We start from the raw sequence: 13,724 nt of genomic DNA, 5'->3' as shown, positions 1-13,724 counted from the left end.
GAAAAACGCGTGCAAGAGTTAATCGAGTCGGTAGGACAACTTTCGGCTAAGCAAAGAAAGGCTCTGGCGGTTCTGCTCAAGCAGAAAGGCGTCAACCTCTTTGACATTGCTCCGGTTTTCAAGCGCACGGCTGAAGAGCCGTTGCTGCTGTCCTACGCTCAGCAGCGCCAGTGGTTTCTCTGGCAGTGGGCGCCGCACAGCGCGGCCTACAACATTCCGACGGCCCTGCGTTTGCGGGGGCCGCTGGATGTGACCGCGCTGGAGCGCAGCGTTCAGGCGCTGATCGAGCGACACGAAACCTTGCGCACGGTGTTCACTCAGGAAACCGCGCAACCCTTGCAAGTGGTCCTGCCCGCAGGCCCCTTTGGGCTGGAGATCCATCAACTGAGCGCTGAGCTGGCGAACGACCCGGATGCCTCTATCCAGGCGTTCGTGCAGACTCAGAGCCAGAAAACTTTCGACCTGCAGCACGGCCCGCTATTGCGCGCAGCGCTGCAGCAAGTCACCCCGAATGACCACGTGCTGGTGCTGACCCTGCACCACATCGTCTCCGATGGCTGGTCGCTGCAAGTGATGATCGAGGAGCTGGTGCAGTTGTACGCCGGTTTCAACCTCGGTCACGACGCCGGTCTGCCGGCCTTGCCGATTCAATACGCCGACTACGCCCTGTGGCAACGGCAGTGGATGGAGGCCGGTGAGCAGGAGCGGCAATTGGCTTACTGGCAGGAGAAACTCGGCGGCGAGCAACCGGTGCTGGAACTGCCGATGGATCGCCCGCGTTCCATCGAGCAAAGCTTCGCCGGCGCCAGTCACAACCTGATTCTCGATCCGGCGCTGAGCAATGCGCTCAAGGCCTTCGCCCGCCAGGAAAATGTCACCCTGTTCGTGGTCTTGCTGGCTTCGTTCCAGGCACTGTTGCATCGTTACAGCGGTCAGGCCGATATCCGCGTCGGCGTGCCGAATGCCAACCGTGGCCGGGTGGAGATTGAGCGGCTGATCGGCTTCTTCGTCAACACTCAGGTGCTCAAGGCCGACATCGATGGGCAGATGTCCTTTGTCGATCTGCTGCGTCAGGTCAAACAGACCGCGCAGGAAGCGCAAGCCCATCAGGACTTGCCGTTCGAACAACTGGTCGAAGCGCTGGAGCCGGGCCGCAGCCTCAGTCACAGCCCGCTGTTCCAAGTGATGTTCAACCATCAGGCCGAGCGCCGTGCGAGCGTCGAAACCCGTTTGAATGGCCTGAGCATCGAACCGCTGGAATGGCAAAGCCAGACCGCGCAGTTCGACCTGACCCTCAACACCACCGAACAGGCGCATGGCATTGAAGCGGTGCTCAAGTACGCCACGGATCTGTTCGACGCGGCGACCATCGAGCGTCTGGCGCAGCACTGGAACGCGCTGCTGCGGGCCATCGTTGCCGAGCCGACGCAGCGCATCGGCCAGTTGCCGATGCTCGATGCCGGTCAACAGCAACAATTGCTCGCGCAGTGGAATCCTGAGCGCATCGAGCAACCGCTGTCGCAGTGCATCCATCAAGCCATCGAAGCGCAGGCCGAGCGTCATCCCGACGCGGTCGCCGTGACTTATTCCGGGCAGCGCCTGACATACGCCGAACTCAATCGCCGCGCCAACCAGTGGGCGCATACGCTGATCGGCCGTGGCGTGGGGCCGGACGTGCGCGTTGGCGTCGCGGTCGAACGCTCGCTGGACATGATCGTCGCCATCCTCGCCGTGCTCAAGGCCGGTGGTGCTTACGTGCCGCTGGACCCGAGCTATCCGGATGATCGCTTGAGCTACATGATCGAGGACAGCGGCATCGACCTGCTGTTGACCCAAAGCCATCTGCTCGCGCAACTGCCGGTGCCGCCGGGACTGGCGTGCCTCGATCTGGATCAGGCGCCGGAACATGGCAACGAAGCCAACCCGGTCTGCCTGACCACACCGGACAGTCTGGCGTACGTCATCTACACCTCGGGTTCCACCGGTAAACCGAAAGGCGCGTTGCTGCCGCACGGCAACGTTATGCGCCTGTTCAGCGCCACCGAGCACTGGTTCGATTTCGGCCCGCAGGACAGCTGGACGCTGTTCCATTCCTACGCCTTCGACTTCTCGGTCTGGGAGATTTTCGGGGCGCTGTTGTACGGCGGCAAACTGGTGGTGGTGCCCCATGACATCAGCCGTTCCCCGGAAGATTTCTACACCCTGTTGTGCGATGAAAACGTCACCGTGCTGAACCAGACGCCGTCGGCGTTCAAGCCATTGATGCAGATCGCCAGCGAGTCGCCACGCAATAACGCATTACGCTACGTGGTGTTTGGCGGCGAGGCGCTGGAAGTGCAGAGCCTGCGCCCGTGGTTCGAACGTTTCGGCGACCGCGCACCGACACTGATCAACATGTACGGGATCACCGAAACCACGGTGCACGTGACCTATCGTCCATTGTCGATGGACGATCTGCAGCAAAGCCACAGCAGCCCGATTGGCGAGCCGATTGTCGACCTGTCGTGGTACTTGCTCGACAGCTCGCTGAACCTGCTGCCGCAAGGCTGCATCGGTGAGTTGTACATCGCCGGTGCCGGTCTGGCCCGGGGTTACCTGAATCAGGCCGGCATGACCGCCACGCGATTCGTTCCCGATCCATTCAACCCGCAGGCGGGTGAGCGGCTGTATCGCACCGGCGACCTGGCGCGTCTGCGCGGTGACGGCGTGATCGAGTACATCGGCCGGATCGATCATCAGGTGAAGATCCGCGGCTTCCGTATCGAACTGGGCGAAATCGAAGCGCAACTGCTCAAGCACCCTGACGTGCGCGAAGCGGTGGTGCTGGCGGTCGACGGTCTCAGCGGTCAGCAACTGGCGACCTGGATCGTCGCCAACGAGGTGCTGGACGGCGAAGGGCAGGGCGCACTGCGTGATTCGATCAAGGCGCATTTGCGCGAAACCCTGCCGGATTACATGGTCCCGGTCAGTTGGGCGTTTCTTGAGCGCCTGCCGCTGACGGCCAACGGCAAACTTGATCGCAAGCAACTGCCGCACCCGGAAGTTGCGCAAGTGCAGGAAGCCTATGCCGCACCGCGCAACCAACTGGAGCAGCGTCTGGCCGAGATCTGGCAGGACGTGTTGAAGGTCGAGCGTGTCGGGCTCAATGACAACTTCTTCGAGCTGGGCGGCGATTCGATCATTTCGATTCAGGTGGTCAGCCGCGCCCGTCAGGCGGGCATTCGCTTTACCCCCAAAGACATCTTTCAGCATCAGACCGTGCAACGTCTGGCGACCGTCGCGCAACAGAGCGGCGCGGTACAGATGCAGCAGGGTGATGTGCTCGGCGACGCGCTGCTGACACCGATCCAGCATTACTTTTTCAACAGCGACATCCCGGCGCGGCATCACTGGAACCAGTCGATCCTGCTGACCCCGGCCACCGCGCTGCAACCGGCACCGCTGGAGCAGGCGCTGTTGCACCTGCAACGTCATCATGACGCCTTGCGCCTGCGTTACCGCCAGACCGACGATGGCTGGCAGCAGAGCCACGCACCTGCGAATCAGGCGCAAGCCCTGCTGCGCACGGTCGCGCTGGACGACAGCGCTGCATTGCCAGCGCTTTGCCTGGACTTGCAACGCAGCCTCGATCTGCTCGATGGCCCGCTGATTCGCGCGGTGTTGGTCGACTTGCCGGACGCCAGTCAGCGTCTGCTGCTGGTGATCCATCACCTGGTGGTCGATGGCGTGTCATGGCGGATCCTGCTGGAAGACCTGCAAACCGCCTATCAACAACTGAGCTGCGGTCAGGTGGTGCGTCTGCCGGCCAAGACCAGTGCGTTCAAGGATTGGGGCGAGCGTCTGCAAAGTCATGCCCGCAGCGCCGAACTGGAAAGCGAACTGAATTACTGGCACGGGCAACTGCGCGACGTTTCGGTTGCGCTGCCGCTGGACAATCCGCAGGGCCAATTGAGCAACCGTTTCGAGCGCAGCGTCGACACGCGTCTTGATGCCGAACGCACCCGTCAGTTGTTGCAACAGGCGCCGGCGGTTTATCGCACCCAGGTCAATGACCTGCTGTTGACCGCGTTGGCCCGAGTGTTGTGTCAGTGGACCAACACCGACAGTGCCTTGGTGCAGTTGGAAGGTCACGGTCGTGAAGACCTCTTCGATGACCTCGACCTCAGCCGCACGGTGGGCTGGTTCACCAGCATGTTCCCGGTGCGCCTGACCCCGGACGCGAGTCTCGAAACCTCGATCAAAGGCATCAAGGAGCAACTGCGCGCGATCCCGAACAAAGGCATCGGCTATGGTTTGCTGCGTCATCTGGGCAGCGCCGAGTCGCAAGCGGCATTGAACGAACTGGCGCAACCGAAGGTGACGTTCAACTACCTCGGCCAGTTCGACAACAACTTCGATGACGACGCCCTGTGGGTTCCGGCCACCGAAGACAAGGGCGCCGGCCAGGACGAAAACGCGCCGATGGCCAACTGGCTGACCATTGATGGCCGGGTCTATCAGGGCCAGTTGAGCCTGACCTGGACCTACAGTGGCGATGTGTTTGAGGAAAGCACCATCAACGCCCTGGCCCGCGCTTATGAAGTGGCGCTGGGTGAGTTGATCGACCATTGCCTGAACCATCCGAGTGGCGGTTTGACGCCGTCGGATGTGCCGTTGGCCGGGTTGTCGCAGGCGCATCTGGACAGCCTGCCGATGGCTGCCCAGCGGATCGAGGACATTTATCCGCTGGCGCCGATGCAGCAAGGCATTCTGTTCCACAGCCTGTACGACGCCGATGCCAGCGCCTATGTCTATCAGATGCTGCTCGACATCGACGGCCTCGACGTGGTGCGTTTCCAGCAGGCCTGGCAACGCGTGGTGGATCGCCATGAAGTGTTGCGCGCCGGTTTCATCTGGGGCCGCGACGGTCTCGATGCGCCACTGCAGGTGATCAATCGCCAGTTGACCCTGGAAATGCCGGAAGTGGATGTGCGCGGTGTAACGGACCTGCCGGCCGTGCTCGAAGCGCGGGCGCAGGCCGACCGTGAACGCGGCTTCGATCTGCAGAATCCGCCGCTGCTGCGTCTATGCCTGCTGCGCACGGCCGATGACCGCCACCGTCTGATTTTCACCTGCCACCACATCCTTATGGATGGCTGGAGCAACTCGCGGATGTTCGGCGAGGTATTGCAGGATTACGCCGGCCAGCCGGTGCCGAGCGCGCAGGGCCGTTACCGTGATTTCCTGGTCTGGCTGCAAGGTCAGGACAAGGCCGCCGCAGAGGATTTCTGGCGCGGGCAACTGGCCGAACTGGACGAGCCGACCCGGCTGGCTTCGGCCTGCCACGGGCGTACGGTGCCGGGCCCAGGCAAGCAAATGCATCGCCTGCATTTCGACGCAGCCTTCACTCAGCGCCTGAACGGTTTCTCCCGTCAGCAGCAAGTGACCCTCAACAGTCTGGTGCAAGCCGCTTGGCTGTTGGTGTTGCAGCGCTACACCGGCCAGGCCACCGTAGCGTTTGGCGCCACGGTGTCGGGGCGTCCGGTGGATCTGCCGGGCATCGAGCAACAATTGGGACTGTTCATCAACACCTTGCCGGTGATCGCCAGCCCGCACGCCACGCTCAGCGTCGGCGACTGGGTACGCAGCGTGCAGGACAAGAACCTGTTGCTGCGTGACTACGAGCAGACCCCGTTGCAGGACATCCAGCGTCTGGCTCAGTTGAGCGGCGAAGCGCTGTTCGACACGTTGCTGGTGTTTGAAAACTATCCGGTGTCCGAAGCGCTGGAAGCCAATCCGGGCGGACTGCGTTTCGCCGGCCTGGAGCACCGCGAGCAAACCAACTACGGTCTGACCCTGATCGCCGGGGCCAGCGACGTGTTGAACCTGGACTTCAACTACCTCACCGAGCACTTTGCCGAACACAGCGTGCTGGGCTTGGCAGGCCATCTTGAAGAAGTGTTGCGGCAGTTTATCGAGGTGCCACAACGTCTGCTTGGTGAGATCGGCCTGTTGCCTCTCGCCGAACGCCAGACATTGGCGCAATGGAACGACAATCAGGGCGCGTATCCCGCTGAACGACTGATCCCGCAGAGTTTTGAACTGCGCGTCGCAGCCCATCCGCAAGCACCGGCACTCAGTCACGCCGGCACCGCCCTGAGCTATGCCGAACTCAACCAACGTGCCAACCAACTGGCGCATCATCTGCTGGCCTTGGGTGTCGGCCCGGAAGTCCGCGTGGGCGTGGCGATGCCGCGTTCTGCAGAACTGGTGATCGCCCTGATGGCGGTGCTCAAGGCCGGTGGCACCTATGTGCCGCTGGACCCGGATTACCCGGCTGATCGCGTGGCCTACATGCTCGACGACAGTCAGGCGAAAGTCTTGCTGACGCAGCAGTCGCTGCTGGCACAACTGCCGCAGACGGATGCGCAGGTGGTACTGGTCGAGGCGGGCGGTGAGGCATTTGCCGAGCAGTCTTCCGACAATCCGGGTGTGCGCGGCGACTCCGCCAATCTGGCCTACGTGATCTACACCTCCGGTTCCACCGGCAAGCCGAAAGGCGTGGCCATCGCCCACCGCAACGTGCAGGCGCTGATTCACTGGTCCGCCGAGGTCTACAGCGAAGACGATCTGCAAGGTGTGCTGGCGTCGACGTCGGTGTGCTTCGACCTGTCGGTGTGGGAGATTTTCGTCACCCTCGCACGCGGCGGTTCGCTCGTCATGGCACGCAATGCCCTGGAGCTGCCGGACTTGCCGGAGCGCGATCAGGTGCGTCTGATCAACACCGTGCCGTCGGCGATTGCCGCGCTGCAACGCACCGGGCAAATTCCGCCGGGCGTGCGCATCATCAACCTCGCCGGTGAGCCACTGAAGCAAAGTCTGGTCGACACGCTCTACCGCGAAACCGCGGTGGCGCATGTCTATGATTTGTACGGCCCGTCGGAAGACACCACGTATTCGACCTGCACCCGCCGTGAACTCGGTGGCCAAGCGAACATTGGCCGGCCGCTGGTCAACACCACGGCGTACTTGCTCGACGGCCAATTGCAACAAGCGCCGATTGGCGTGGCGGCGGAGCTGTATCTGGCCGGCGACGGCATCACCCGTGGTTATCTGTTCCGCCCGGGCCTGACCGCTGAACGTTTCCTGCCCAATCCATTCTCGACCACTGGCGAGCGCATGTACCGCACCGGCGATCTGACTCGCTTCAGCGATGACGGCCGGATCGAATACGTCGGCCGCATTGATCATCAGGTCAAGGTGCGTGGCTTCCGTATCGAACTGGGTGAAATCGAAGCGCGTTTGCTTGCTCAGGACAGCGTGCGTGACGGTGTGGTGTTGGCGGTGGATGGCAACAGTGGTCAGCAACTGGTGGCGTATGTGGTGCCAAGTGATAGCGGCCTCAGTCTCAAAGAACAGGACGACTTGAGTGGAGCGCTGCAGACCGCCCTCAAGGCGCATCTGCCGGACTACATGGTGCCGGCGCAGTGGTTGTTCCTTGAACAACTGCCGTTGACGCCGAATGGCAAACTCAATCGCAAGGCGCTGCCGGCACCGGATGCCAGTCAGTCGCAGCGCGATTATGTGGCGCCTCGCACCGCGCTGGAACAGCAGATTGCCGGGATCTGGCAGGACATTCTGAAACTCGAACGGGTCGGCTTGACCGACAACTTCTTCACCCTGGGCGGCGATTCGATCATCTCCATTCAGGTGGTGAGCCGGGCGCGTCAGCAGGGAATCAGCTTCACACCCAAGGATCTGTTCCAGCAGCAGACCGTCCAGGGGCTGGCCACTGTCGCGCAGATCGGCAAAGCCCTGACGCCAACCGATCAAGGCCCGGTGACAGGTGAGACACCATTGCTGCCAATTCAGCAATGGTTCTTCGAACAGCCCTTGCCGCAACGCCATCACTGGAATCAGTCGGTGCTGCTCAAACCGTTAAACCCTCTGGTGGCCGAGACGCTTGAACAGGCCTTGCACGCGCTGATCGATCATCACGACGGCCTGCGCCTGGGCTTTACACAAACGCCATGCAGTTGGTCGGCGAGCTATCGAAACGTGGAACAACAGCGCCTGTCACCGTTGTGGCAGGAAACGGTCAGTGATGCCGCCCACCTGCAACGCGTCGCCGAACAAGCCCAGCGCAGCCTGGATCTGCAACAAGGCCCGTTGTTACGCGCGGTGTTGTTCGATTTGCCTGAGGGCGAACAGCGCTTGTTGTTGATCGTTCATCACCTGGTGGTCGACGGTGTGTCTTGGCGGATTCTGCTGGAGGACTTGCAGGGCAGTTACCGTCAGTTACTGGCCGGCGAATCGTTGGCATTGGCGGCCAAGACCACGTCCTTCAAGCATTGGGCGGAGCAATTGGAACGTCACGCCCGCAGTGAATCGCTGCTTGGGCAACTGCCTTACTGGCAGGCGCAGCGCTCGGACGACGCGCCGCTACCGCAAGATAACCCTCAGGGCAGCTTGCAAAGTCGCCATGCCATGACGCTTTACAGTCGCCTGAACGCAACCTTGACCCGACGACTGCTGCAACAGACCCCGGCGGCTTACCGCACACAGGTAAACGACCTGCTGCTGACGGCGCTGGCACGGGTGATCGCCCGCTGGAGCGAACAGTCGTCGGTGCTGATTCAGCTCGAAGGCCATGGTCGTGAAGATTTGTTCGACGGACTCGATCTGACCCGCACAGTCGGCTGGTTCACCAGCCTGTTTCCGGTCAAATTGACTCCGACCCAGGAGCTGGCCGGTTCGATCAAGCAAATCAAGGAGCAACTGCGCGCGATTCCGGATCGTGGCATTGGATACGGTGTGCTGCGTTATCTGGGTGACGAGGCTTGCCAGGCGTCGCTGCGGACCCTGCCGACACCGCGTATCACCTTCAATTATCTGGGCCAGTTTGACGGTAGCTTCGATAGCCAGAGCGGTGCCTTGTTTGTGCCGGCCGATGAGTTCAAGGGCGCAGAACACAGTAACGATGCGCTGCTGGGGAATTGGCTGACGCTCAATGGCCAAGTGTACGGCGGCGAGTTGAGTGTCGGCTGGTCATTCAGCACGCACATGTTCAACGCCTCGACCATCGAACACCTGGCCGAAGAGTACGGCCGGGAGCTGGAGCTGCTGATCGAGCATTGTTGCCAGCCGGACAGCCACGGCGTCACGCCTTCGGACTTCCCGCTGGCGCAGCTGGATCAGGCCCGACTGGACGCCTTGCCGGTAGCCCCGTCCCGGATCGAAGACATTTATCCGCTGTCGCCGATGCAAGAGGGCATGCTGTTCCATACCTTGTCGGACAATGGTTCGAGCCTGTACGTCAATCAGATCAGTTTGCCGGTGGGCGGTCTGGATGTTGAGCGTTTCCGCAAGGCCTGGGAGGCGGTCATCGAGCGTCAGGCCATCCTGCGCACCAGCTTCCATTGGCACGATGGCTTGGCCAAACCGCTGCAAGTTGTCCAGCGTCAGGCGACGCTCGATTTGCAGGTGCTCGACTGGCGTGATCGCGACGCCAGCGAGGCAGACATCGCCGCGCGGGCCGCCGAGGACCGCGCGCGAGGCTTCGAGCTGACCCAGGCGCCACTGCAGCGAGTGTTGTTGATTCGCAGCACTGAAGATCAGTATCAGATGGTCTGGACCAGTCACCACATCCTGATGGACGGCTGGAGCAGCTCGCGGCTGTTTGGTGAGGTGATCCAGCACTACGCCAAGGGTGAAATCAGCGCTGAGAACGGTCGCTACCGCGACTTTATCGCCTGGTTGCAAGCCCAGGACCAAGATGCCCGGGAGTTGTTCTGGAAAGCCCGGCTGGCCCCGGTCACTGAGGCGACGGCGTTGAGCCAGGCCATCCACCCTCGGCATGTGTCGGATGAACCCGGCCACAACGCCATTTACTCGCGTTGGGACATGCAACAGACCGGTCGTCTGCTGCAGTTCTGTCGCGATCTGCGGATTACGCCGAACACGTTGATCCAGGGCGCATGGTTGCTGCTGTTGCAGCGCTACACCGGAAAAAACACCGTGACCTTTGGCGCCACGGTCTCCGGGCGTCCCGAGAGTTTGCCCAATGTCGGCAACATGCTGGGTCTGTTCATCAATACGTTGCCGATCATTCAGACGCTGGAACCGGATCAGCCTCTGGCAGACTGGCTGAACCGGATCCAGGCCTACAACCTGGATATACGCGACCATTCCCAGGCTCCGCTGGCAGACGTGCAACGCTGGTCCGGCCTGGGCGGGCAGGCGCTGTTCGACAGCATCATCGTGTTCGAGAACTACCCGATCGATGATCGCCTGCAAGAGGACAACGATACCGGCCTGAGCTTCGGCAAATCCATCGGGCATGACGTGACGAACGTGCCGATGGACCTGGCGGTGATGCTCGGCGACGAACTGTCGATTGAATACCTGTACCTGCGCAGCCACTTCAGTGCCGAGGCGGTGGAAGGCATTCGCCTGACCCTGGAAAACACCCTTGAGGCGATGATGCGCGCGCCTTACGAACGTCTGGGTAACCTGCAGCGTCTGTCGCTTGAACAATGGCAGGCGATGCAAGCCTGGAGCGCCGAACCGGCGGCGGAGCACCAATCGCAGCTGTTGCCGGAGCTGATCAGCCGACACGCACTGAGTCAGCCCGAGGCCATTGCGGTGCAATGCGCCGGGCTGAGCCTGAGCTACGGCGAGCTGGAACGACGGGCCAACCGTCTGGCCCATTGCTTGATCGAGCATGGCGCGGGGCCGGAAGTAGTGATCGGCGTGGCACTGCCGCGCTCACTGGAAATGGTCGTCAGCTTCCTCGCCGTGCTCAAAAGCGGCGCAGCGTATGTGCCGCTGGACATCGATTACCCGCCGGAGCGTCTGGCGTACATGATCGAAGATTCCGGCATGGCGCTGCTGCTGACCCAGAGCAGCCTGCGGGCAGCGTTGCCGGCGCCCGCAGGCCTGTTGCGCCTTGAGCTGGATCACCTCGACGAATCCCGCTATGGCGATGAAGCGCCGGTGCGTCGCGTGCTGGAGCAAGGGCTGGCCTATCTGGTTTACACCTCGGGTTCCACCGGACGGCCAAAAGGCGTGGCAGTTACTCAGGGACCACTGAGCATGCACTGTCAGGCCATCGCCAAACTGTATGAAATGGACAACCGCAGTTGCGAGCTGCACTTCATGTCGTTCGCTTTCGACGGTGCTCATGAGCGCTGGTTGAGTACGCTGTACAGCGGCGGCCGGCTGGTGGTGCGCGACGGTTGCCTGTGGACGCCGGAGCAGACCTATCAGGCGTTGCACGAGTACGGCGTGACCATCGCCTGCTTCCCGCCGGCTTATCTCAAGCAACTGGCCGAGTACGCCGCCGCCAGCGCAATTGCACCGCCACCGGTGCGCATCTATTGCTTCGGCGGCGATGCGGTGCCGGACCAGACTTTTGAACAGGTCAAGGCGGCGCTGCGTCCCGAGTACTTCACCAACGGCTACGGCCCGACGGAAACCGTGGTCACGCCGATGCTGTGGAAAGTGCCGGTGAGCCAGCAGTGTGAAGCAGCCTATGCGCCGATCGGCCGAGCGGTGGGTGCGCGTTCGCTTTATGTGCTGGATGAAGAACTGAATCCGCTGCCGCCAGGTTTCGCCGGCGAGTTGTACATCGGTGGCTATGGGGTTGCCCGTGGTTACCATGGGCGGCCAGACCTGACCTGCGAACGCTTCGTGCCCAATCCGTATGCCAGCGGCGAGCGGCTGTACCGCACCGGCGATCTGGTGCGTTTGCGCCAGGACGGCGTGGTCGATTACGTCGGTCGCATCGACCATCAGGTCAAAGTGCGCGGGTTCCGTATCGAACTCGGTGAAGTCGAGGCCAGCCTGCGGCAACTGGCGCAGGTCAGCGACGCCTTGGTGATCGCCCGGGACAATGCCTCCGGCAAGCAACTGATCGGTTACGTCGTCACCGACGCCGGCCAGCAACTGGGTGAAGAACTCAAGGCCGGTCTGCGCAGCACCTTGCCGGAATACATGGTGCCGGCGCAGATCGTCTGCCTCAGTGCCTTCCCGATCACTCCCAACGGCAAGCTCGACCGCAAGGCATTGCCCGAGCCGGAATTCAAAAGCGAGGAATACGTTGCCCCGCGCAATCAGCAGGAAGAGTTACTGGCGCAGATCTGGTCGCAGGTGTTGCAGGTGGAGCAGGTCGGTATCAGCGACAACTTCTTCGAACTGGGCGGCGACTCGATCCTGAGCCTGCAAGTGATTTCCCGGGTCAGGAACCACCCGACCCTGCAGATGGACCTCAAGCTGCGCGATCTGATGCGCTATCAGACCATTGCTGGCATCGTCGAGCAGGACGTGGTGAAGGCCGTCACCGCGCAACCGTCGGTGGACCTCACCCATGTGGCCAGTGAAGGGTTGTTCAATCTGCTGCCGATTCAGGAGTGGTTCTTTGGCGAAGGCATGGCCGAGTCTCATCACTACAACCAGTCGTTTTTGCTGAGTGCGCGTCAGACGCTGGATCTGGATGCCCTGGAACAGGCGTTGGGCTGGATCGAAAACCATCACGACGCCTTGCGCCTGCGCTTCTGTCAGGAAGGCGGGCGCTGGTTGCAGCGCTATGCCGCACCAACCGAGCGCCGCGAGACGTTGCTGTGGCGCCGTGAAGTCGAGAGCAGCGAGCAGGTCGAGGCCTTGGCGAACCTCACTCAGCGCAGCCTCAAACTCGATGATGGACCGGCTTGGCGTGTGGTGCACATCGCCTTGCCGGACGGCCAGGCGCGGCTGTTGATGGTTATCCACCATCTGGTGGTCGACACGGTGTCGTGGCGGATTTTGCTCGACGACTTGAAGGTCGCCTACGAGGCTTGCGTGATCGGCATCGAACCGCAATTGCCGATCCGTACCAGCAGCTATCGCGCATTTGCCGAAGCCCTGCAGGAGCAGGCGCCGATCATTGCCGAGCAGGAATTGGGTTACTGGCTGGAGCAATTGGATCAGCCGGGCATCGATCTGCCATGCGACAACCGTCGCGGCAAGAATCAGGTGCGTCACCAGGCTCAGGCGCGACTCAAGTTGTCCCGCGAGCATACCGAGCAGTTGCTCAAGCAGGCACCGGCGGTCTATCGCACGCAGATCAACGATTTGCTGCTGTCGGCCCTGAGCCGGGCGTTGTGTCGCTGGAGCGAACAGCCGTCGGCGTTGATCTTGCTGGAAGGGCACGGCCGCGAGGACCTGTTCGAGAACATCGATCTGAGTCGCAGCCTGGGCTGGTTCACCAGTATGTTCCCGGTCCGGCTCACTCCCGACAGCACGGACATCGGTGCGTCGATCATCAACGTGCAGGCGCAGTTGGCGGCCATTCCGCAGAAAGGAATCGGCTACGGGGTGTTGCGTCACTTGGCCGGCCCGCAACTGGCCCGCCAATTGGCCGACCTGCCGCAGGCACGGGTGACGTTCAACTATCTGGGGCAGTTCGACCAGAGCTTCGATGAGCAGGCCTTGCTGGTGCCGGCGCTGGAAGAAACCGGCGACAACTACAGCCTGCAAGCCAATCTGGGCAACTGGCTGGAGGTTGTCGGCCAGGTGTACGACGGTCAGTTGGCGCTGCGTTGCATCTACAGCACTCAGCGTTATCGGGCCAGCACTATGGAGTCGTTCATGCAGGATTATCAGCGCGAGCTTGAGGCGTTGATCGAGCATTGCATGGCGCGGGTGGGCTGAGAGCCGGGGTTTTAATCATTGCAGGGGGGCGTTGCTCAGGCGCGTCCCTTTTTACG

1 protein-coding gene is annotated in these 13,724 nt (G+C 61.9%); it reads left to right on the top strand.

Annotated elements, in window-relative coordinates; all coding sequences use genetic code 11:
* The first annotated feature begins 9 nt into the window (after positions 1-9).
* Positions 10-13,668, top strand: coding sequence for a non-ribosomal peptide synthase/polyketide synthase (locus ACIONG_RS13545; protein ID WP_401300067.1), 13,659 nt, complete (start codon positions 10-12; stop codon positions 13,666-13,668).
* Positions 13,669-13,724 lie beyond the last annotated feature (56 nt).

The organism is Pseudomonas sp. NPDC087817 (assembly GCF_044742875.1).
GTDB lineage: Bacteria > Pseudomonadota > Gammaproteobacteria > Pseudomonadales > Pseudomonadaceae > Aquipseudomonas.
Note: the sequence above shows the minus strand (reverse complement) of the source record. Positions and strands in the feature narration are given on the sequence as shown.